The organism is Microtetraspora sp. NBRC 13810, from assembly GCF_030268685.1.
Taxonomy (GTDB): Bacteria; Actinomycetota; Actinomycetes; order Streptosporangiales; family Streptosporangiaceae; genus BSRQ01.
In genome coordinates this window covers 52,310-72,261 of sequence record NZ_BSRQ01000014.1, presented here as the reverse complement: position 1 = coordinate 72,261, position 19,952 = coordinate 52,310, and the positions used below count along the sequence as shown (strand labels likewise).

Annotated in this window: 22 protein-coding genes; 15 read left to right on the top strand and 7 right to left on the bottom strand. The window is 72.3% G+C overall.

Annotated features, from left to right (window positions below; all coding sequences use genetic code 11):
* Positions 1-86: 86 nt before the first annotated feature.
* A complete protein-coding gene (locus QSK26_RS25995) occupies positions 87-566 on the bottom strand; it encodes a hypothetical protein (RefSeq protein WP_285777870.1) in 480 nt (159 codons plus the stop codon).
* Between the two features lie 638 nt (positions 567-1,204).
* Here QSK26_RS25995 and QSK26_RS25990 point away from each other — a divergent pair.
* Together QSK26_RS25990 and QSK26_RS25985 are read left to right on the top strand one after the other, a co-directional pair.
* A complete protein-coding gene (locus tag QSK26_RS25990; protein ID WP_285777869.1) occupies positions 1,205-1,858 on the top strand; it encodes a hypothetical protein in 654 nt (217 codons plus the stop codon).
* Between the two features lie 92 nt (positions 1,859-1,950).
* Positions 1,951-2,859 carry a helix-turn-helix transcriptional regulator gene (locus QSK26_RS25985; protein WP_285777868.1) on the top strand — a complete coding sequence of 303 codons (909 nt, stop codon included), beginning with the start codon at positions 1,951-1,953 and terminating at the stop codon, positions 2,857-2,859.
* A gap of 44 nt (positions 2,860-2,903) precedes the next feature.
* Here the strand turns inward: QSK26_RS25985 and QSK26_RS25980 are convergent, their stop codons facing one another.
* Complete coding sequence (locus tag QSK26_RS25980) at positions 2,904-3,749, bottom strand: NAD(P)H-binding protein (RefSeq protein WP_285777867.1); 846 nt, start codon at positions 3,747-3,749, stop codon at positions 2,904-2,906.
* 198 nt (positions 3,750-3,947) lie between these two features.
* Between QSK26_RS25980 and QSK26_RS25975 the strand changes: the two genes are divergently transcribed.
* The 4 genes from QSK26_RS25975 (at position 3,948) to QSK26_RS25960 (ending at position 8,209) form a co-directional block, all read left to right on the top strand.
* Complete coding sequence (locus tag QSK26_RS25975) at positions 3,948-4,361, top strand: DUF5701 family protein (protein WP_352244394.1); 414 nt, start codon at positions 3,948-3,950, stop codon at positions 4,359-4,361.
* Positions 4,362-4,542: 181 nt separating this feature from the next.
* The gene (locus tag QSK26_RS25970; RefSeq protein WP_285777866.1) at positions 4,543-5,187 is read left to right on the top strand and encodes an NADPH-dependent F420 reductase; all 645 of its coding nucleotides are present in this window, start codon (positions 4,543-4,545) and stop codon (positions 5,185-5,187) included.
* Positions 5,188-5,709: 522 nt separating this feature from the next.
* The gene (locus tag QSK26_RS25965) at positions 5,710-6,354 is read left to right on the top strand and encodes a hypothetical protein (protein ID WP_285777865.1); all 645 of its coding nucleotides are present in this window, start codon (positions 5,710-5,712) and stop codon (positions 6,352-6,354) included.
* Between the two features lie 334 nt (positions 6,355-6,688).
* Positions 6,689-8,209 (top strand): PA0049 C-terminal domain-containing protein, encoded by a 1,521-nt coding sequence (locus tag QSK26_RS25960; protein ID WP_285777864.1) that lies wholly within the window; start codon positions 6,689-6,691, stop codon positions 8,207-8,209.
* 128 nt (positions 8,210-8,337) lie between these two features.
* Here QSK26_RS25960 and QSK26_RS25955 read toward each other — a convergent pair whose 3' ends face one another.
* The gene (locus QSK26_RS25955; protein ID WP_285777863.1) at positions 8,338-9,051 is read right to left on the bottom strand and encodes a hypothetical protein; all 714 of its coding nucleotides are present in this window, start codon (positions 9,049-9,051) and stop codon (positions 8,338-8,340) included.
* Positions 9,052-9,159: 108 nt separating this feature from the next.
* On the opposite strand from QSK26_RS25955, the gene macS reads away from it, so the two are divergent.
* Entirely contained in the window at positions 9,160-10,275 is a 1,116-nt protein-coding gene (macS, locus tag QSK26_RS25950) for a MacS family sensor histidine kinase (RefSeq protein ID WP_285777862.1), read from the top strand.
* A 37-nt stretch (positions 10,276-10,312) separates the two neighbouring features.
* Positions 10,313-10,963, top strand: a complete 651-nt coding sequence (locus QSK26_RS25945) for a response regulator (RefSeq protein WP_285777861.1) — start codon at positions 10,313-10,315, stop codon at positions 10,961-10,963.
* 3 nt (positions 10,964-10,966) lie between these two features.
* On the opposite strand, the gene QSK26_RS25940 is transcribed toward QSK26_RS25945, so the two are convergent.
* The 3 genes from QSK26_RS25940 to QSK26_RS25930 all read right to left on the bottom strand — a co-directional run bounded on the left by QSK26_RS25940 (position 10,967) and on the right by QSK26_RS25930 (position 13,378).
* A complete protein-coding gene (locus QSK26_RS25940; RefSeq protein ID WP_285777860.1) occupies positions 10,967-11,257 on the bottom strand; it encodes a YiaA/YiaB family inner membrane protein in 291 nt (96 codons plus the stop codon).
* A 133-nt stretch (positions 11,258-11,390) separates the two neighbouring features.
* Positions 11,391-12,599 (bottom strand): TolB-like translocation protein, encoded by a 1,209-nt coding sequence (locus tag QSK26_RS25935; protein WP_285777859.1) that lies wholly within the window; start codon positions 12,597-12,599, stop codon positions 11,391-11,393.
* Positions 12,596-13,378, bottom strand: a complete 783-nt coding sequence (locus QSK26_RS25930) for a SigE family RNA polymerase sigma factor (RefSeq protein ID WP_285777858.1) — start codon at positions 13,376-13,378, stop codon at positions 12,596-12,598. Before QSK26_RS25930 ends, QSK26_RS25935 begins: the two co-directional genes overlap by 4 nt.
* A 392-nt stretch (positions 13,379-13,770) precedes the next feature.
* On the opposite strand from QSK26_RS25930, the gene QSK26_RS25925 reads away from it, so the two are divergent.
* Together QSK26_RS25925 and QSK26_RS25920 are read left to right on the top strand one after the other, a co-directional pair.
* Complete coding sequence (locus tag QSK26_RS25925) at positions 13,771-14,361, top strand: hypothetical protein (protein WP_285777857.1); 591 nt, start codon at positions 13,771-13,773, stop codon at positions 14,359-14,361.
* A gap of 141 nt (positions 14,362-14,502) precedes the next feature.
* Positions 14,503-15,222, top strand: coding sequence for a transporter substrate-binding domain-containing protein (locus QSK26_RS25920; RefSeq protein WP_285777856.1), 720 nt, complete (start codon positions 14,503-14,505; stop codon positions 15,220-15,222).
* Between the two features lie 9 nt (positions 15,223-15,231).
* Here the strand turns inward: QSK26_RS25920 and QSK26_RS25915 are convergent, their stop codons facing one another.
* Complete coding sequence (locus QSK26_RS25915; protein ID WP_285777855.1) at positions 15,232-15,555, bottom strand: ArsR/SmtB family transcription factor; 324 nt, start codon at positions 15,553-15,555, stop codon at positions 15,232-15,234.
* Positions 15,556-15,647: 92 nt separating this feature from the next.
* On the opposite strand from QSK26_RS25915, the gene QSK26_RS25910 reads away from it, so the two are divergent.
* The 5 genes from QSK26_RS25910 to QSK26_RS25890 all read left to right on the top strand — a co-directional run bounded on the left by QSK26_RS25910 (position 15,648) and on the right by QSK26_RS25890 (position 19,940).
* Positions 15,648-16,646, top strand: a complete 999-nt coding sequence (locus QSK26_RS25910; RefSeq protein WP_285777854.1) for a zinc-dependent alcohol dehydrogenase family protein — start codon at positions 15,648-15,650, stop codon at positions 16,644-16,646.
* A gap of 29 nt (positions 16,647-16,675) precedes the next feature.
* Positions 16,676-17,098, top strand: coding sequence for a hypothetical protein (locus tag QSK26_RS25905; protein ID WP_285777853.1), 423 nt, complete (start codon positions 16,676-16,678; stop codon positions 17,096-17,098).
* A gap of 99 nt (positions 17,099-17,197) precedes the next feature.
* Positions 17,198-18,013 (top strand): MBL fold metallo-hydrolase, encoded by an 816-nt coding sequence (locus QSK26_RS25900; protein ID WP_285777852.1) that lies wholly within the window; start codon positions 17,198-17,200, stop codon positions 18,011-18,013.
* Positions 18,014-18,072: 59 nt separating this feature from the next.
* Positions 18,073-18,726 (top strand): response regulator transcription factor, encoded by a 654-nt coding sequence (locus QSK26_RS25895; RefSeq protein WP_285777851.1) that lies wholly within the window; start codon positions 18,073-18,075, stop codon positions 18,724-18,726.
* Positions 18,723-19,940: a sensor histidine kinase gene (locus QSK26_RS25890; RefSeq protein WP_285777850.1), complete on the top strand. Its 1,218-nt coding sequence runs from the start codon at positions 18,723-18,725 to the stop codon at positions 19,938-19,940. Before QSK26_RS25895 ends, QSK26_RS25890 begins: the two co-directional genes overlap by 4 nt.
* Positions 19,941-19,952: the final 12 nt, after the last annotated feature.

Sequence of the window (19,952 nt, the reverse complement as noted above, 5' to 3'; positions counted from 1 at the left end):
AAACGGTGCCCGCCTTCCTGGTCGCCGTCCAGAACATTATAGACGACAATTCGTACATTTACGGATACACCGGGCTACCTGCGCCTTCAGCCGAGGCCGGGTATCACCGGCACCTCCGGCAGGCCGGGCACCGGTGCCGTGGCCGCGTCGAGGACGAAGCTGTCGTCCTCGCCCTCCTCCATCGCGGCACACAGGCGGCTCCCGTCCGGCAGGATCACCGTCCACAGTCCCGGCGGCTCGGTGTCGCCGTACAGGACATAGGCGTCGAAGCGGGCGGCGAACCGCTCGGTGAACTCCCTGCGGCCCACCCGGTCCACGAGGTACCCCTCGACGCCGACGTCGTAGCCCATCGCGAAATGGCCGCTGACCTCCCGATAGGTGCAGAACGCAGGGAACCTCACCTCCGGCGGCACGTCACGCAGATCTTCGGCGAGCCGGTCGGCGTGGCCGAGGAACAACTCGTGCCCGGCGAGCCCGAAGCACGCCAGCAGAAAGGCGCGGAACTCATCCTCCGGGACGAAACGGGACGCCAGGCCGTCGTAGCCGGTGGCCCTGGTATCCGTCACGGCACCTCCCGATGCTCTGCGTCACCAGCCGTCCACCCGCCATGGACGCCTTCCGCCCGATCACGCTACCCCCCTTCCCCGTCGCCGTGCCCGCCCTGCGGTCGGGGACGCCCGGCGGTCGGGGACGCCCGGCGGTCGGGGACGCCCGGCGGTCGGGCTCGCTCGGCGTCACACGCACCGGCAAGGGCGCCGCCGTACGGCCGGAGGTTAGAGTGCACGGATGCTGCTGACGGTTCTCGGCGGGGGTGGGGTGTGGCCGGAGGCGGGGTGGGCGTGCGGGGCGTACCTCGTGGAGCACGAGGGGTTCCGGTTGCTCGTCGATCCCGGGTACCCGGCACGGCCCCCGCGACCGCCCGGGCCGCGGCCGAAGCCGAATACCCCGGAACGACCGGCGTCGCCGTCCCCGGCCTCACCGTCGACCTCCCCATCGACCTCACCTGAACCCCGGCCGCGCCTGCTTCCCCGGCGGCGGGATCGCACCGGTCGTCCCCCGCGACCATCTCCGAGAGACCGCCGTGTTCGGCGGAGGGGCGGCTGTCCGGCGGGGCAGGGCGTACCGTCGCGGGTGTGACGCCTCCGCCCGGTTCGCCGCCCGCTCTCGTCCCCGCGTGGCCGGGGCCGCCCGCCGGGGGGAGAGGATGAGCGGGTTCGGGACCCGGGTGGTCCTGGTGCCCGACCTGGGGGAGGAACTCGTCCGCGCGGTCGGGGAACTGGAGGGGGTGCTGGTCAGGCTGCGGGCCGCCGAGGACGCCGGGGCGGTGCTGCCGGGCGCCCTGGCGGGCGGGGCGGCGCTGGTCTCGCTGCGCCGGCTGTGGCGGGCGGTCGCGCCCAGCCAGGGAAGGTACGCGGTCGCCGCCGGGCTCGCGGGACGGCTGTACTCCCCCGGCGGCCGGGTCGAACTCGTCCCGCTGCGCCTGGTCGACGTGGACCCGCTGGACGTCGCGACCCTGTCGGCCACCGCCGCCGGCCTCGGCGCCGCCGTACTCGCCACCACCGCGAACGCCGCGGGCGCAGCCGGCGCCGACGGGTACGACATGGGCGTGGTGCGCGAGGCGCTGGAGGCCGGGCGCGGGCCCGGGGCGGGGGCCGGGCTGGTGACCGTGGCCGCCCGGATCAGCGGGCTGCTGGACCTGGCCGACACGGCCGAGTCCATCCTGCTGCGCGAGCACCTCGCCGCCGCGGGTCCGGGCGCCGACGTCGTCCTCGCGCCGGCGGTGGAGCAGGCGTACCTGGCCACCGCCCGCCGGATCGCCACCATGTGGCCCCCTCCCGGGACACCGGCGACCGAGTAGCCCCCGGGGGCCACGTGTCCGGCTTCGCTGTGACGTGCGTCATCGCATCGTCGGTACCTGGATACGGATGCCCGCGTCGGCGATCCTGGACGGTGTCCGTGCAGATCCTGGACGGTGTCGTGGGGATCCTGGACGGTGTCGTGGGGATCCTGGACGGTGTCCGTGGAGAGGGGGGCGTCATGGACCGGGAGCGGCTCGCCGACTTCCTGCGTTCGCGCCGGGAAGCGCTGCGGCCCGAGGACGTGGGGCTTCCGCGTGGCAGGCGGCGGCGGACCGGCGGGCTGCGGCGGGAGGAGGTGGCCGTGCTGTCCGACATGTCGGTCGACTACTACAGCAGGCTGGAGCAGCCGCGCGGCCCGCACCCTTCGGAGCAGATGCTCGCCGCCCTCGCCCGCGGCCTGCGCCTGTCCTTGGAGGAACGCGACCACCTGTTCCTCCTCGCCGGCTACGCCACACCGCGGCGGACCCTGCGCACCGATCACGTCTCCCCCGGGATGATGCGCGTCTTCGACGGGCTGGAAGACGCCGCCGCCCAGGTCGTGACCCATCTCGGCGAGACGTTGCGACAGACCCGGCTGTCCGCGGCGCTGATCGGCGACGAGAGCGTGCACACCGGACCGGCCCGCAGCATGCACTACCGGTGGTTCACCGACCCGGCCGCCCGCCTGATCCATCCGGAGGACGACCATCCCCTGCACAGCAGGCTGTTCGCCGCGACCCTGCACCAGGTGTACACGCGGGAAGGTAAGGACTCGCGGGCCGCGGAGCTCGTCGCCGCCCTGCTCGCCGACAGCCCGGAGTTCGCCGCACTATGGCGAGAACACCCCATAACCGGCCCGTACTGCCCGCAGAAGCGTCTCCAGCACCCCCAGCTCGGCCTCCTCGACCTGCACTGCCAGACCCTCGTCGATCCCGAGCAGTCGCAGCTCCTGGTCGTCTACACCGCCTCCCCCGGCACGGAAAGCCACGAGAAACTCCGCCTGCTCTCCGTCGTCGGCTGAACCACCCGCACCCGGACCCGGCAGGGCGGCCGACGCCGACCAGTTCAGCGGAAGGCGGCGACGTTGCGCCGGGCCCAGTCGGCGAAGGTGCGGGGGGCGCGGCCGAGGACGCGTTCGACGTCGGGGCTGACCCGCCGCTCGCCGGGGGTGGGCTCGCCGAGGATGGCGAGGGTGGTCTCGACGATGGGCTCGGGCATGAACCGCAGCATCTCCGCGCGGGCCTCGTCGCGGGTCTGCTCGACGAACCGGACCGGCTCGCCGAGCGCGTCGCCGATCGCCGCGGCCCGCTGCCTGGGCGTGCTGGGAGCGGGCCCGGTCAGCTCGTAGACCTGCCCGGCGTGCCCGTCCTCGCGCAGGGTCACGGCGGCGACGTCGGCGATGTCCACCGGGTCGATGACCGGCAGGGCGACGTCGCCGAACGGCGCCGCGACGGTCCGGCGGGTGCGGACCGACTCGGCCCAGCCGTAGGCGTTGGAGGCGAAGCCGCCGGGCCGCAGAATCGTCCATTCCATGCCCGACCGCCGTACGGCGTCCTCGATGGACTGTCCGACGCCCCCGTGGGACACCGTCTCCGGCCGGGTCTCCACGGCCTGGGAGGACAGCAGCACGACCCGCTCGACGCCGCCCGCCTTGGCGACGTCGAGGATGTCCGCCGGGCGCAGCAGGTGCGCACTGGTGCCGGTGTCCTGGAAGAACAACGCATCGGCCCCCTGGAGGACGGCCCGCAGGCTCTCCGGGTCGGTCAGGTCCGCCCGCTCGTGCCGGACGCCCTCGGGCACGGTCACGTCCCGCACACCGCGGGACACCGCCGTCACCCGCTCACCGGCGGTGGCGAGGGCCTGGGCGAGCGGCCGGCCGACGTTCCCGGTCGCCCCCGTGATAACGATCATGACTAGCTCCCCTTCATGGTCGTCCACGCCCGATCGGGCGGGACGCCGGAGACGCTAACACCGCCGGTATAGTAGGTACCTAGAGGAAAGTGACTATCTCGCGAGCGCGTAGCCGCCGAGAGAGGGCTCCAGAAGGTCCCCCCTCCTCGATGACGACGACGGCGATCTCGGCACCCCGCTCCATGAACAGCCTGGTCGCTGCACGGCGGGAAGCGGCCCGGTTTCGTCGACCGCTCCTTCGAACCCGGCGCCCTGGAGCGGTTCGTCACGACCAAGGAGGCCGCACCGCCCGGGCAGCACGCCTATCTGCTGTTCGACGTCGAGCGCGGCGAGGAGTTCTGCGGCGCCGTGCCCAACGACGCCATGGACGTCATCGCCGGGCGGGACCGCACCCTGCTCACCATCGAGGAAGGCATCGCGCTCATCACGCACTTCCCGCAGATATTGGTGAGGAACAAGTGCTTCTCGCTCGGCGGCTCACGCTCCGGCGACCGCCGGGTCCCGGCGATCTGGATCAGCGAGCGGTCCCCGAAGCTCGGCTGGTGCTGGGCGGGCAACCCACACACCTGGCTCGGCATGGCCTCCGCGAGCACCCGCCACGACGCCGCGTAGCGGACGCCCGCCCGCCGCGGCGCCGCGTGTGGACCGTCCGGCCCGGCTTCTCGCCGCAACGCCGTGTAGGGACCGTCCGGCCCGGCGCCGCCGCTGAGCGCGAGGTAGGGTCGGCGACGGCCCGTCGTCCCGCGGACCCCGGAGTACGACCTCCGCGCCCCTTCCACCGGAGATGATCCACATGAGTGAGCGGCCGCGGATCGCCGTACTCGGCGCCGGGCACGTCGGCCCGGCGATCGCGCGGGTCGCGATCGCCGCCGGGCACCCGGTGACGATCGCGGCCTCCGGTGACCCCGCGAAGATCGCGCTGATCACCCAGGTGCTGATCCCGGGAGCCGAGCCGCGCTGGGCGGCCGACGCGGTCGAGGACGCCGACATCGTCGTACTCGCCATCCCGCTGCACCGGTTCGCGGCCTTCGACCCCGCCCTGGTGGCCGGCAGGCTGGTGATCGACACGATGAACTACTGGCCGCCCACCGACGGCGTCCAGGAGCTGTTCGAGGATCGCCGATACGGCAGCAGCGAGATCGTTCAGCGTCGCCTCGCCCGGTCGACGGTCGTCAAGACCTTCAACCACACCGGCTACCACGAGCTCGAAGCCGAACTCCGCCCGGCCGGCGCGCCGGACCGCCGCGCGCTCGGCGTCGCCGGTGACGATCCCGGGGCCGTGGACCTCGTGGCGGAGGTCGTCGAGCGGGTCGGCTACGACGCCGTCCGGCTGGACGGCCTGCGGCACGGCCGCCTCCTCGAACCGGGCGGCCCGGTGTTCGGCGCGTCGATGAGCCGGCCCGAGTTCGAACGGGCCGTGTCCGCCGAAGCCGCCTGACACCCGCGACCGTCGCCCCGGGCCGTCCCGGCGGACATCCGGCACCGGTCACCCGAACGATCCGGCGTTCTTGATCGTCTCATCTCGGGAACCGAGGACGAGCGAGGCGAACATGAACGATCGACGCCGGCGGGACGCGGCACTGTGGCTGGTCGCCGTGCCCGCCGCCGTCCGTGACGGCCACCGGCGCCGTCCCGCCCGCCCCGTCGGCGTGGCACGTGGAGGCGCTCGGCGGGACGATCGTCGTGCACGTCGACTCCGGCGGCGCCCTCGCCAGCGGCGACGCGGGCCGGACCTGGCGGCTCCGGTCCGGCCGCCCCTCCGCGCCGCCCCGTACCCGCGCGTGCGTCCCCGGCGAGCCCCGCCACTGCTACCGGCTGACCCCTTCCCGCCTCAAGGTCGAGCGGTCCATCGACGCCGGGGCGACGTGGGCGACCGCCTGGGGAGATCTCCGCGAGCCGGCAGCAGCGGCTGGACCGCGGTTACCAGGCCCGCCACGACTTCGGCGGCGCGGACCCGGCGGTGTCGAGGGCGCTGGCCGTGCTCCCCCTGCCCGGGGGACACGTCGTGGCGGTCGCCAACGGCAGCGACGGCGTGGCCGTACGCGACGTGGCGGGACGGTGGCACCGGCTCGGCCTCAGCAGCAACGGGGGCGACCTGTCCGAGCGGTCGGCGATGCCGCTGCCCGGCGCCGGCGAGCTCGTCGGCCCCGAGTTCGGCACGGCCGTGCTCGCCGCGCTGCTCGTCGCCGTGGGGAGCGCCGGATGGCTGCGCGGGTCCCCGGCGGGATTCACGATCTCGGCCCTGCTGCTGATGGCGGGCCTGTACGTGGTGGTGAACGGGGACGACTTCGCGGGGCCGGTCACGCTGGTCGTCGTGGACGCGGACAACGCCCTGGGGCTGGTGCGCCGGGTCGCGGGGGTGCTCCTCATGGTCACCGGCGGGGTCGGCATGCATTTCGTGCGCGGATCCTCCCCCCGGCTCCGCGACGCACGGGTCCTGGCCGCCGTGCCGCTGGGCTTCGCGGCCGTCTACCTGCCGTTCCTGGGCTGGAGCGCGGACTGGTTCGAGACCTACGGCACCGCCGTACTGCTGGCGTCGCTGCTCTCCGCCGGGACGCTCGCCACCGCCGTACGGCTGGGCCTGCGGGCACGCCCCACCATGTGAGGTGTTGTCCCCTTGACGGATTGTTCAACGATTCTGTAGGTTCGGGCCATCTTCGAGCTGATCACTCGTAGCTTCCAGGTTGTCCACGATTCGACCCCCAGGTCCGCGAACGCCGACCTCGTCACCGCAATCGAACGGCCACCCGCGCCCCTACGATCCGAGCCTCTGCCGACACGCGAACCCGCGACGGGTCCCGCCTGCCCAGAGGGCCACCCACGAGCACGCCGGGTTCGCGTCGCACTGCCGGCCCGGCATCCCTCAACGCACAAGTGGAGTTCACCTCGGCTGCAGATGCCCCTCGGGGAGCAATGCCGATGAGGAGGAAGCGCTCAGAATGAAGTTGCTACGACCAGAGTCCGCCGCCGCCCGCGTGCTGGCCATGTCGGTCGTGACCGCGGCCGTCCTCGCCGCGGCCGGACCGGTCTCGGCGCAGGACGCGCACGGTGCCGGCTGTCTCGATTCCAGCGTGACGCCCTCGGTGGAGGAGAACCGGCTGGGTTTCGTCCTCCCCGACAACGACAACCCCGCCGTGCCGCAGTCGCGGACGTTCGCCCAGCAGATGATCGAGGGCGCCGGCTTCCAGGACTTCGGCCCTGAGCTGACCCGCGCCCTGTGCCGCACGCACAGCCTCAAGGCCGCCACGTCGCTAGTCCAGCAGCAGGGCGAGGCGCTCTGGAAGGACGCCGTACGGCGGGCGCAGAACAAGGGCCGGATCAAGGGCGACCTCCCCTACAGCGACGACCGGCCGCTCTACTGGACCCGCCTGCAGTCGACGCTCACCCTGCGGCAGTGGACGCCGGAGTTCCGGTTGTCCGACCGGGACAGGACCGAGCTGATCACCGCGTTCGACCGGGCCTCCCGTGGCATGTTCGACATCGACTTCCCCGCCGGCAAGGGGGTGAAGCGGGTCATCATGAGCGGCTTCGACCCCTACACGCTCGACGGCGGCACGGTCGGCACCGCCCCGGGCACCGTGGGCAACAACATCCGGCACGGCAACCCGTCCGGCGCGACGGCGCTCTCCCTCGACGGCACCACGTACCGGACGAAGAACGGCAAGACGGCGCGCGTCGAGGCTTACACGCTTCCGGTGAGCTACCCGGAGTTCCAGCGCGGTTATCTGGAGGACACCGTCGGGCCGTTCATGCGTCCCGGCCCTAAGCGGGTGGACGCGTCGATCACCGTGAGCCAGGCGGGCGGCGCGGTGTTCAACCTGGAGCAGTGGAACGCGCGCTACCACGGCGTTTCGCTCGGCAACGACAACTACCGCGGATGCCCGGCGGTGAACGGCGTCCCGCAGCTCGCGGTGAACAACAACGAGTGCAACAGCACCGTGGTGGAACGCTGGGGCGGCCCGGGGACCTTCAGCCTGACCAACCCGCCGCAGTGGACCAGTGCGACCCTGCCCGTCGAGGAGATGATCCGCGCCAACACGGGGGCCTCGATCCCGCGCCCGCCGGGTGACACGTGGCCGGATCCCGCGGTCGCCTTCGGCGTGGTCTGGCACACCAACTACACGCAGTTCACCGACTGCGCCGCCACCGACCGGGTGACCCGCAACAACCCGCCGCCGGTCGAGTACCCGCCGGCGACCGCCCCGATCCCGCCCGACCCCGGGTCGTGCTCCTACAGCGGCGGCGGCGGCAACTACCTGTCGAACGAGAGCGCCTACCGGAACACGCTCCTGCGCGACCGCATGGGCCTCGACATCCCGGCCGGGCACATCCACACCCCGGACATGCAGCACTTCGAGACCGACTTCATCCCCAGTGACGCGACGTTCGACGCGTGGCGGCTGGCCATCGCCGGCCAGGCGCGCAACCTGATCCACGTCGTCGCCGACACCACGTCCTGACCGGACGCGCATGAAGGCTTCCGTGGCGTCCCCCGCCACGGAAGCCTTCTCACGTGATCAGCCTGGGTTGCCTGCGTGGGTGAGGGTCTCCCAGGCCACGAACAGGTGGTTCGTGCCCGCCTAAAAGATCAGGTGAAGCGCTCGATCGTCACCGGGATCAGGCCCGCGTGCCGCATGGCGGCGGTCAGCTCGCGCAGCAGCGGCCCGACGGCGTCACCGGACGGACCGGCCAGGCAGGCGGTGACATCGACACACCACGCCACCCCCGGACCGATCCGGCGAAGCTCCCAGCCGAACAGGTCGTCCCCGGTCCTGCGCCCGGCCCTGCCCACCAGGCGTCCGCTGGGATCACCGGCCGGCGTCATGCCCCAGACACCCAGCAGGTACGGCAGGCGGCCCGCACCCGGGTCACCCGCGAACAGGATCCGATACACCCGCCTGTCGTGGAACCCGTCCGGGACCTCCCCCGCGCCGAGATCCAGCGGAGCCGAGCCGGCCAACGGCTGACGGTCCAGGAAGCGGCCCCGCAGGCCCGCCTCGCCCGGCAGATCTCCCCCGCCGAGCCTGCGGTAGACGGACTCGGCGTCACGCCGCGCAGCCGGCACGATCCGGGCCCGCAGCCGCGGATCGGACCGCATCGCCCGGGTGAAGGCCGCCGAACTCCACCAGCCGCCGTCCGCCGCCGTCCACCCCGCCCCGTCCACCCCGGCCGCCGTGTGATCCGCGGCGAACACGAACTCCTCCACCGCGATCCCCTCCGCCCGCCCCAGCGGATCCCCGCCCCCCGCCTCCCCAAGAATCAGGTAGTAGTCCAGCGAGGCACCGCCCATCGGAAAGCTCATGCACCACATTCTTCTCGCCGCCGCCCGCCGACCCCGGCCGCCTGCACCGCGCGTCACCATATAGTCGTGAACTACGGGAACAGCGCCGATCGAGCGTGATGGGGCCGTATGGAGATCGAAGGGTCGTTCTGGCGGGCCATCGCGGTCTACCGCATCGCCTCACTGGGCTACGCGGCACTGTTGCTGGCCGGCGCGGGCGGCTACCGGCACCCGGTCGCCGGCTGGCTCCTTCTCGGCGTCATGACAGGCTGGACCGCGGCCACCACCCTCGCGTACTCGACGGCCAGAAGCCGGTTCCTGCTGGTGGCGGACGTCCTGGTCACGCTCGGGTGCCTGATGGCCTCGCCGTACGTCCAGGGACCCGGCGCCGGGCCGGCGGGCGTGATGCCGGTCACGGCCACCTGGGTGGCGGGGCCCGCTCTCGCCTGGGGCGTGCACGGCGGGCGGCGGGCAGGTGCCTTCGTCGCGATCCTGCTGGCGCTCGGCGACCTGTGGCTGCGCGGTCTGGACCGCTTCGACCTCTCCGTCCCGGTCAACGGGGCCGTGCTGCTGATCCTCGCCGGAACTGTCGTCGGCCACGTGGCCAGGCTCACCAAACAGGCGGAGGAACGACTGCAACGGGCCATCGAGATGGAGGTGGCCGGCCGCGAACGCGAGCAGCTCGCCCGCGGCATCCACGACTCCGTCCTCCAGGTGCTGGCGCTGGTGCAACGCCGCGGGCTGGAGATCGGCGGGGAGGCCGCCGAGCTGGGACGCCTCGCCGGAGAGCAGGAGGCGGCGGTGCGCGAGATGATCCGCAGCGGGCCGGCCGCGGCCGACCAGGACGGCGACCTGGGGGCCCGGTTACGCCGGTACACGTCGGCGACGGTCACCGTCTCGACGCCCGCCACCCCGTTGCCGCTTCCCGCCGGTCAGGCCCGCGAGGTCACCGCGGCCGTGGGCGCGGCGCTGGACAACGTCCGGCGGCACTGCGGCGAGGACGCGAGAGCCTGGGTCTTCGCCGAGCACGACGACGGCTGGATCACCGTCACCGTGCGCGACGAGGGTCCCGGCATCCCCGCAGGGCGCCTGGCCGAGGCGGCGGCCGAGGGCAGGCTCGGCGTCACGCAGTCCATCCGGGGCCGGATCGCCGGGCTCGGCGGCACCGTCGGCGTCACCTCCGTACCCGGCCAGGGAACCGAGGTCGAGCTGACCGTCCCCGCCGGGCCTCCCGCGCGCGGATAGCCCTGGCCGCGACGGCGGACCGGTTTACAGTTACGGCATGACCGGAGCTCTGCGGGTGATGGTCGTGGACGACCACCCGATGTGGCGAGACGCCGTCGCCCGCGACCTGACGGACGCCGGATACGAGGTGGTGGCGACCGCGGGCGAGGGCCGGCAGGCGCTCCGCGTCGCCGCCGCCACCCGCCCCGGCCTGGTCGTCCTCGATCTGCGGTTACCCGACCTGCCCGGCGTGGAGGTGGCCAGGGGGCTGGCCGCGGCCGACCGCCCGCCGCACATCCTGGTGCTGTCGGCGAGCGGCGAGCACGAGGACGTGCTGGAGGCGGTCAAGGCTGGGGCCTCCGGGTACCTGGTCAAGTCGGCGAGCCGGGAGGAGTTCCTCGACGCCGTCCGGCGCACGGCCGAAGGGGAACCGGTCTTCACCCCCGGACTGGCCGGGCTGGTGCTCGGCGAGTTCCGCCGTCTCGCCACGCAGAAGCCGTCCGACGACGGGCCACGCCTCACCGACCGGGAGACCGAGGTGCTGCGCCTCGTCGCCAAGGGCCTGTCCTACAAACAGATCGCCGAACGGCTCGTGCTCAGCCACCGGACCGTGCAGAACCACGTGCAGAACACGCTGAACAAGCTCCAGCTGCACAACCGAGTCGAACTCGTCCGCTACGCGATCGAGCGCGGCCTCGACGAGGCATGAGCCTCACACGCTGTCGACCTTGTAGGGATCGTGCTCGGAGAGCAGCTTGTCCAGGCGCGCCTGGTCGACCCGGGTCGACATGTGGGCAAGCTCCTGCCGGTCACGCACACACTTGGCCAGTCCGAAGGCCGACGTCACCGTGTACAGCACGGCGACCGCCAGGAACGCGCGGATCCACGGGTCCACCGGCAGGTAGACGATCCCGAGCGCCACGCCGCCGAGGGCCGCGCCGAACGAGATGACGCACTGCGCGAAGTAGGCGGAGGTCAGGCTGGGCTGGAGCGGTTTGTTCATGCCTCCAGGGTCCAGCACGGCCCGGCCGTCCGCCTGAGTACGCGTACCCGTCCTGCCTGAGTACCCCGGCTGCGACGGCCGGGCCGGAGTACGGCGTGCCGGGTCGCACGCCGTACCGGCCGGGTGGGAGGGGCTACGGGATCCTGGACAGGTCGATCACGTAGCGGCCGGACTTGAGTTCGTAGGTCATGAAACGGCCGGAGCGGTCGGCGACCGGGATTTCTCCCCGGTACGCCTCTGTCCTGATGCCCAGGTCGGCGAGGGTGCCGGTGGTCAGGTCGTAGAGCCCGATGCCCGGGGTCGTGCCCGTGAGGTTGCGGACGAAGAAGCGGTCCTGGCTCGGCGGTTCCGGGATCTGGTAGCCGACGGGAATCTCCTTCTGTCCCGAGCCGTCGCGCAGCCGGGTGTACGCCTTGCCGTCGGGCGTGGTCACGGTGCAGGACCGCACGCCGCAGGCGAGCACCTGTTCGCCCTGGCGGATGACAGCCGTGCTGGTCTGCCCGGTCTCCAGGTTGACGAGGCGGCTGAAGGGCGGCTCGTCGCGCGCCCCGCCGGCGCCCGGCGTACCCGCCCACGGCCAGGCCAGCAGGTGCAGACCGGCGCCCCCCGGCACCTCCGTCACCTGCCCGCCGGCCAGCGGGACGCTGAACACGCCGCCCGAGGACAGGGAGAACACCACCTTGCCGCCGACGACATCCAGGCCCCCGAACGGCTGGATGTCGTCATGTTCCACCTTGCGGTCGCCCAGCGGCCGGGGCTCGCCACCGCTCAGCGGGACGGCCCAGAGGCGCACCGTGTCCCTCGTCCTGGTCCACCAGGCCACCTGCCCGTCTCCGACGCCGAAGTCGGTGCCGAGCACGGTCCCCGCCGGGTCCGGCACGTCCGCGATCTTCCGCAGCTCGCCGCCGGCCAGGTCGTAGGCGTAGATCACCTCGGTCTTCCCGAAGGCGCGCCATGCCTCGACCAGCATCGTCCGGTCGTCGACGAACGCGACCGGACGCAGCTGCCGCCGTTCCGGATCCCTGGCGGGGATCTTCCACACGGCCTGCGGCCACACCTTCTCCACCGGCTCGGGGGGTGGTCCCTCGGTGGTCACCACGGCGGAAGGGACGCCGGACGGGTTGGCGGCCGGCAACCCCTCCTGGCCGCCGGTCATCCGCAGCGCCACACCTCCCCCGCCCGCGATGACGACCACGGCCGCCGCCGCGATCAGCGCCTGGGAACGGCGTCGCCGCCGCCGGTAGGCGACTTCGAGCCCGCCCGCCAGCGCGCCGGGCGACCGAGGCGCCCGTTCCGCCGCGCTTCGCAAGGTGCTGCGCACCGTGTCCTCTATACCGCTCATCGCCGCCCTCCCTGCTCGGTCCATACGTCTTCCCTGACACCGGCCGGCGCCGCGTCGCGGAGCTTGCCGAGCGCCCGCGACGCCTGGCTTCGTACGGTCCCCCGCGAGATCCCCAGCGTCGCCGCGATCTCGACGTCGCTCAGCCCCTCGTAGTAGCGCAGCACGAGCACCGCCCGCTGTTTGCGCGGCAGCCCGGCCAGCGCCACCCACATCGCCTGCTCGTCGCCGTCGGCCAGCGCGTCCTGGTAGCCGCGTTCCGGCAGGTCCCAGGCGAGCACCTCGTGACGCCGCAGCCGCCACGTGGCGATGTGCGACCTGGCCATGACCGTCCGGACGTAGCTCTCGGGGTTGTCCTTGGCCCGTATCCTCGGCCAGGCCGCGCGCAGTTTCAGCAGCGCCTCCTGCACCAGGTCCGCCGCGTCGTGCGGGTTTCCGGCCAGCACGTAGCCGTAGCGCAACAGCGCGTCGCCACGCTCGGCGACGAACCCCGCGAACCGCGGATCTGCTTCCACCTGCTTCGCCTTTCGTCGTCCTTCACCCCTGAGAGCACGCGGTCCCGCGAACTGTTGCATCCGCGCGGGAAAGGGCGGCGAGTGGGATCCGGCTCCGCACCGGCGCATGGGGACGGCGGCCGGCTGCTGCCTGGGGTTGCCGATCATCATGAGCGGCCTGCCGATCGGTTTCGCCGGCGTCTTCGGGTTGTAGGAGCCGTCCAGGTTGACCACGACCTTGATCCGGGAGCTCACGGCGAGCAGTCGGGCGGCGCTCTGACCGCCCACCGATTCGTGGGGGGCGCCCCGTCACGAGGGACCCGGGCAGCCTCCCCGCCTCGGCGTACCGGAACGCGAACGGCTCTCATACCGTGAATGGCCGCAGACCGGGCTCCCGGTATAGCGGTCCAGTCGGAAATCAGGATCGGGAGGGATCACTTTCCAGGTCCCCGACGTGCGCAGATTACCGCTTTCCAGCCGTTTCACATTTGCGGCGGACAAATAGTCGGCATCGCACACACCGTCTCGCTAGTATGTAATTCCAGTGCGATTCCACGGGGATGTCGGCATCGCGGGAGCCGACCCGGCAAAGGCGGAACTGCGTGATGACGCGAGCGTCCCGTCGTCGCCATGCGGCGAAATGGGCTTGGTTCATCCCTGCCTGTGCGGCGACAGGCGTCATGGGGATCCTGCTGCTCACCATGGGCGCGAAAGGCGCCGAGATCTCCCAGACGCTCTCCCTGGTGGTCGGCGTCGCCGGCTGCCTCATCACCATCTACTTCCAGAAGGCGGAGGCGACGACCCTCTCGCTCCAGCCCGGACTGAAGTGGACCCTGTCGGCGGTGCCGGTGGTCATCCTGGCCGCGGCGGCCAGTTGGTGGTTCCTCATCCACAAGCCCGACCGCAACATCACCGACCTGGTCGCGGTGCACAACGGCCACGAGATGCGCGACATGGACGAAGCCCGGATAGCCCTGCCGGCCGCCTCCGGCGACGTCGGCGCGGTGAACTCCGGGCGGGACATGCTCGCCCTCAGGCTGAGGCTGGTGAATCCGGCCACCGTCGGCAACTGCGTCAGCCCCGCCACGCTGACCGTGACGCCCACCGTGGACGGCAAGCACGGGATGACAATCACGACGACCTCCGACGCGGAGATCCACCTGTCACTGGCCGGCGCGGAACGGCAGGCCGGCGCACGCGTCGTCGTCGATCTCGCCGATCCGGGGTGCGCGGTCAACCTGACCGTCACCGAAGCGGTCCTCTACAACTGATACAACCGACAAGGGAGCACGCCGGTGATTCGAGTCCGCCGAGGAGCCGCGCTGATCGCCTTTCTGCTCCTTCTCGTCCCCGCCTGCGCGCCCGATCCGCCACCGGCGCAGCCCCTTTTCGGCAATCCGATCTACATTGGCGTGACCACCGACCATCCCGGCTGGTCCACCTTCGAGCCCGGACCCAATCGGCGCACCGGTTTCGACATCGCCCTGGCTGAATGGCTGGGCAACCGGCTGGGCAGGGACGTCGCCTTCCTGGACCTGACACTGGCGGAGCGGATCGAGGCGTTGAAGAGCTCCCAGGTCCAGATGGTGATCTCCACGTTCTCCATGACGGACGAGCGGCGAAAGGAGATCGATTTCGCCGGGCCGTACATGGTCACGCGCCAGGGCGTGCTGGTGAGGGAGGGCGACGAGCGCATCAGGACCCACGCGGACCTGATCGGCGGCGACAGGAACGTCTGCGTCGCGCGCGGCACGACGTCCGAGGAGCAACTCCGGCCGCACGACGGGAAGGGGCTGACGCTCACCGTCGAGACGGCGTTGAAGGACTGCCTGCGGCGGCTGGTGGACGGGCAGGTGGACGCGTTCTCCACCGACCAGCTCGTGCTGCGCGGCTTCGCCCGGAGCACACCGGCGACCCGCGTCGTCGAAGGACTGACCTTCGGCGCCGAGGAGCAGTACGGCATCGGCCTGCCCGATCAGTCCAGGCAGCAGTGCGATCTCCTCACCCGGCACCTGAGGACGTTCCTCAACGAGGGCTACTGGGGGGATTTCCTGGAGCGGGAGCTCCAGCCGGAGAACCCGGTCGCGCACAAACCCCTGAAACTCGACCCGTGTGAGAACGCCACCCCGTGACCGGCACGCTCACCCTCGCGCCACGGCGGTCCGGCGCGCGGTGAGGGCGTCGAGGAGGCCGGGGAACGCCTCGTCCATCTCGGCGCGGCGCAGGGCGTTCATCCGCGAGGTGCCGACGTAGTACTGCCGGATCAGGCCGGCCTCGCGGAGCACCTTGAAGTGGTGGGTGGCGGTGGACTTGCTGACCGGCATGTCGAAGGAGCCGCAGGCACGGTCCTCTCCGGCGGCGTCGAGCTGGCTGACGATGCTCCGGCGCACCGGATCGACGAGGGCCTCCAGCACGAGCTGAAGATCGAACTGCGACACGTCCGGGTGCGGCGGCGTACGTCCCATGAGGCCAATAGTACGGCACTCATCAAAGTTTGACAGCGATCGTACTTCTGGGTCACAGTGGACCGCGTTCACAGCGAGCGAAGGACGGTGGCATGGCGAGGACGGTGCGGTTCCACGAGATCGGCGGGCCCGAGGTGATGCGGCTGGAGGACCTGGACACCGGCGACCCCGGCCCCGGCGAGGTGCGGATCCGGGTGGACGCGATCGGGGTCAACCGGGCCGAGCTGCTGTTCCGCAGCGGCCAGTACATCGAGCCGGTCAGGCGCCTGCCCGCCGGGCTCGGCGCCGAGGCCGCCGGGGTCGTCGAGGCGGTGGGCCCGGAGGTGACCGGGTTCGCGGCGGGCCAGGCGGTCAGCGTCATCCCGGCCTTCTCCCAGAACGACTACAGCGTGTACGCCGAGCGGGCCATCGTGCCGGCGACCGCGCTGCTGCCCCGCCCCGACGGGGTGGACGCGGTGTCCGGCGCGGCGGTGTGGATGCCGTACCTCACGGCGTACGGCGCGCTGGTGGAGGTGGGCGGGATGCGGGCCGGTGACACGGTGCTGCTGAACGCGGCCTCCAGCAGCGTCGGCCTGGCCGCGATCCACACCGCCGTGCGGGTGGGCGCGACCCCCATCGCCGTCACCCGCACCGGCGCCAAGAAGGAGCGGCTGCTCAAAGAGGGAGCCGCCGAGGTGATCGTCTCCGACGAGGAGGACGTCGCCGGCCGGGTGCTGGCCCTCACCGGAGGCCAGGGCGCCGAGTACGTGCTCGACGCCGTCGCCGGACCGGGCGTCGCGGACCTCGCCAGGGCCGTCGCCGCCGACGGGACGCTGTTCCTGTACGGCATGCTGAGCGGGCAGCCGACGCCCCATCCGGGATTCGACCTCGGCATGCCCGCGCTGAACATCCGCACCTACACGGTGCACGAGATCACCGGAGATCCGGCACGGCTCCGGCGCGCCGCCGCGTTCGTCGCCTCCGGCCTGCGCAGCGGGGCCTTCCGCCCGGTGGTGGACCGGACCTTCCCGCTGGAGGAGATCGTCCAGGCGCACCGGCACATGGAGTCCGGCACCCAGTTCGGCAAGATCGTGGTCACCGTCGCCCGCTGATCCCGGCCGCCTGGCGCGAGGATGTGGGGATGATCTCCCCCAGTCTGATCCGTCCGCGCGGGTTCCCCCTGTTCCTCGCCGGTAGCGCCGGCCTCTCGCTCGTCCCCGGTTTCTCCTTCACGGCGCTGCTCTTCATGGCCGTGCAGGAGAGCGACTTCAACGTGGGCGACTTACTGTGGCCCGGCCTGGCGGCCTTCGTGCTGCTGCTGCCGCTCGGCGTGCTGCTCGACCGGGTGAGCGCCGTCCTCCTCGTGTTCGCCGCGCTGGGCGGCACCGCCGGCTCTGTGCTGGGGGTGTTCATCCGGGAGCACGCCTCGGAGTCCGTCGGCGCCCTCGCGGGCACGATGGGCATGCTCGCCACCGCCCCCTTCCTGATCCACGCCGCCCGCCGCACCCCGGCCGCCCCGGACGACGACGCCCGACCGGCTCCGGCGCCGACCGACCTCCGCTGACCGTCCCCGCCCGGGATCGGGACAGCCGGGCGCGGATCGACGGCTACATGGGCATAAGTGTTACGTACCGGTATCGGCCGTCACTCGGGGGAGTCAGTCATGACACATCGCATCGGCGCTGAGCGGCAGAAGTGCGCGGTCGCCGTGGTCGGAGGGCCCACGACGGTGATCGACATCGGCGGGCTGCGGATCGTCGCCGATCCCACCTTCGACGCACCGGGCCCCAAGGGGTATCTCACCAAACTCGAAGGTCCCGCCGCGTCCGAGGAGGAGATCGGGCCGGTCGACGCCGTGCTGGTCAGCCATGACGTGCACCCAGACAACCTCGACGACCGGGGCCGGGCGTTCGCCCTCGCGGCGCCGGTCGTGCTGACCGGCCCCTCGACCGCGCGCCGCCTGGGACCGCCCGCGGCCGGGCTCACCCCGTGGACCACCTGTGAACTGCTGCGGGCGGACGGCACGGGACACCTGCGCGTGCGTGCCGTACCGGCCGTGCACGGCCCCGAGGACGGCGCCCGCGACGAAGAGGGCAACGTGAACTGCGAGGTCACCGGCTTCGTGCTGTCGGGCGAAGGGCTTCCCACGGTCTACGTCAGCGGCGACAACGCCTCCATCGGCACCGTCGCGGAGATCGCCCGTCGCGTGGCGCCCATCGACGTGGCCGTGCTCTTCGCGGGGGCGGCCCGGGTGCCCGCCAAGGACGGCGGCAGGCCCCTCACCCTCACCTCCGAACGCGCCGCCGCCGCGGCCGCCGTACTCGGCGTGCCCGTCGTCATCCCCGCCCACTACGACGGCTGGGCCCACTTCACCCAGGGACGCGCCGACCTCGACCGCGCCTTCGACGACGCGGGCCTGTCCCACGTGCTACGCGGCGCCGGGCACGGCGAGTGGATCCCGCTGCCGCCGCGTACGTGACGACGGTGGCCGCCGGAACGTTAACCGGTCTCTTATCGCGGATCTGCGGTAATGGGATCATGCGGATTCTGGTGGCGGAGGACGAGCGCGTCCTCGCCGATCTGGTGGCCGAGGGGCTGCGCGAGCAGGCGATGGCGGTCGACGTCGCCTACGACGGGGCCGCCGCGCTGGAACGCCTCGCGGTCAACGAGTACGACGTGCTCGTGCTGGACCGGGACCTGCCCCAGGTGCACGGCGACGAGATCTGCCGCGAGCTGGTCCGGCGCGGGGAGCCGGTCCGCGTGCTGATGCTGACCGCCTCCGGCGCCGTGCACGAGCGGATCAACGGGCTGAACCTGGGGGCCGACGACTACCTGGCCAAGCCTTTCGCCTTCGCCGAACTGGTGGCGCGGATCCGCGCGCTCGCCCGGCGGACCGGCCCGCCGCTGCCTCCGGTGCTGGAATGGGGTGACATCACCCTGGACACCGCGCGCCGGCAGGCCCACCGCGACGGCCGCTACCTGGCGTTGTCCCGTAAGGAGTACGCGGTGCTTGAGGTGCTGATGCAGACGCGGGGCACGGTGGTCAGCACCGAGGAGCTCCTGGAGCGCGCCTGGGACGAGCACACCGACCCGTTCACCACCGTCGTCAAGGTGACGATGAGCAAGCTGCGCGCCAAGCTCGGCGACCCGCCCGTCATCGTCACCGTCCCGGGAAGCGGATACCGGCTGTGAGGTGGCCGGCGTCGCACGGCTCGGTACGGGCCCGGATGACGCTGATCTACGGCGGCGCCTTCACGGTCATCAGCCTGGGGGTGCTGCTGGCCGCGCAGCAGTTCCAGCAGATCATCGTCGGCCGGCAGGTGCAGGATCACCCCGTACAACGGGCGGAGGAGCGCCTCGGCGCGGGCGCGAGCGCGAACCCGTGTGACCCGCGTCCGCCCGCCTGCGCGGTCCTCCCGCACGACGCCGGGCAGGCCGTTCCGCCGCCTGGCCCGAGACTCCTGGCCGACGGGCGGACCGAGCTCCAGGAGAGCCTGGCGAGTTCACAGCGGATCGTCACCCTGGTCACCCTCGTGGTGATCACGGTGCTGGCGTTCGCGGTGTGCTGGTGGCTCACCGGGCGGCTGCTGCGGCCACTCCACCGCATCACCACCACCGCCCGCCGGCTGTCGCTGTCCACCCTGCACGAACGCATCGCGCTCACCGGCCCGCAGGACGAGCTCAAGGAGCTGGCCGACACCTTCGACGCCATGCTCGACCGGCTGGAACACGCGGTGGCCGGCCAGCGCCGCTTCGTCGCCGACGCCTCCCACGAGCTGCGCACCCCGCTCGCCATCCAGCGAACCGCCATCGAGGTCGGCCTGGCCGACCCCTCGCCGGACCGGCTGGCCGGGATCCGGGCCGAGCTGCTGCGCAACACCCAGCGGTCCGAACGGCTCATCGAGGGCCTGCTGCTCCTCGCCCAGGGCGAGCGCGGCCTCGACACCCGGACCCCGGTGGACCTCGCGGCCGTGGTCGATCAGGTCATCGAGGACCACCTGCCGCTCGCCGAACGCGACGGCGTCACCCTCACCGGCACCACGCGTCCGGTCACCGTCGCCGGGGACGAGGTGCTGCTCGCCCGGCTGGCCGCCAACCTGGTGCACAACGCGATCCGGCACAACCATCCCGGCGGGCACGTCCTGGTCGAGCTGTCCCCCGGCGCCGGGCTGGTGGTCTCCAACACCGGCCCGCCCGTCCCGCCCGACCGGATCGGCGAGCTCTTCGAGCCGTTCCGCAGGCTGCACCCGGCACGGACCGGCTCGGCCGACGGCGCCGGGCTCGGCCTGTCCATCGTCGCCGCCATCACCCACGCCCACGACGGCACCGTGCACGCGACGGCCAACCCGGACGGCGGCCTCTCCGTCACCGTGGCCCTCCCCGAGGCGACCGGCCGCGCCGGGTGACCGATGCCCGGC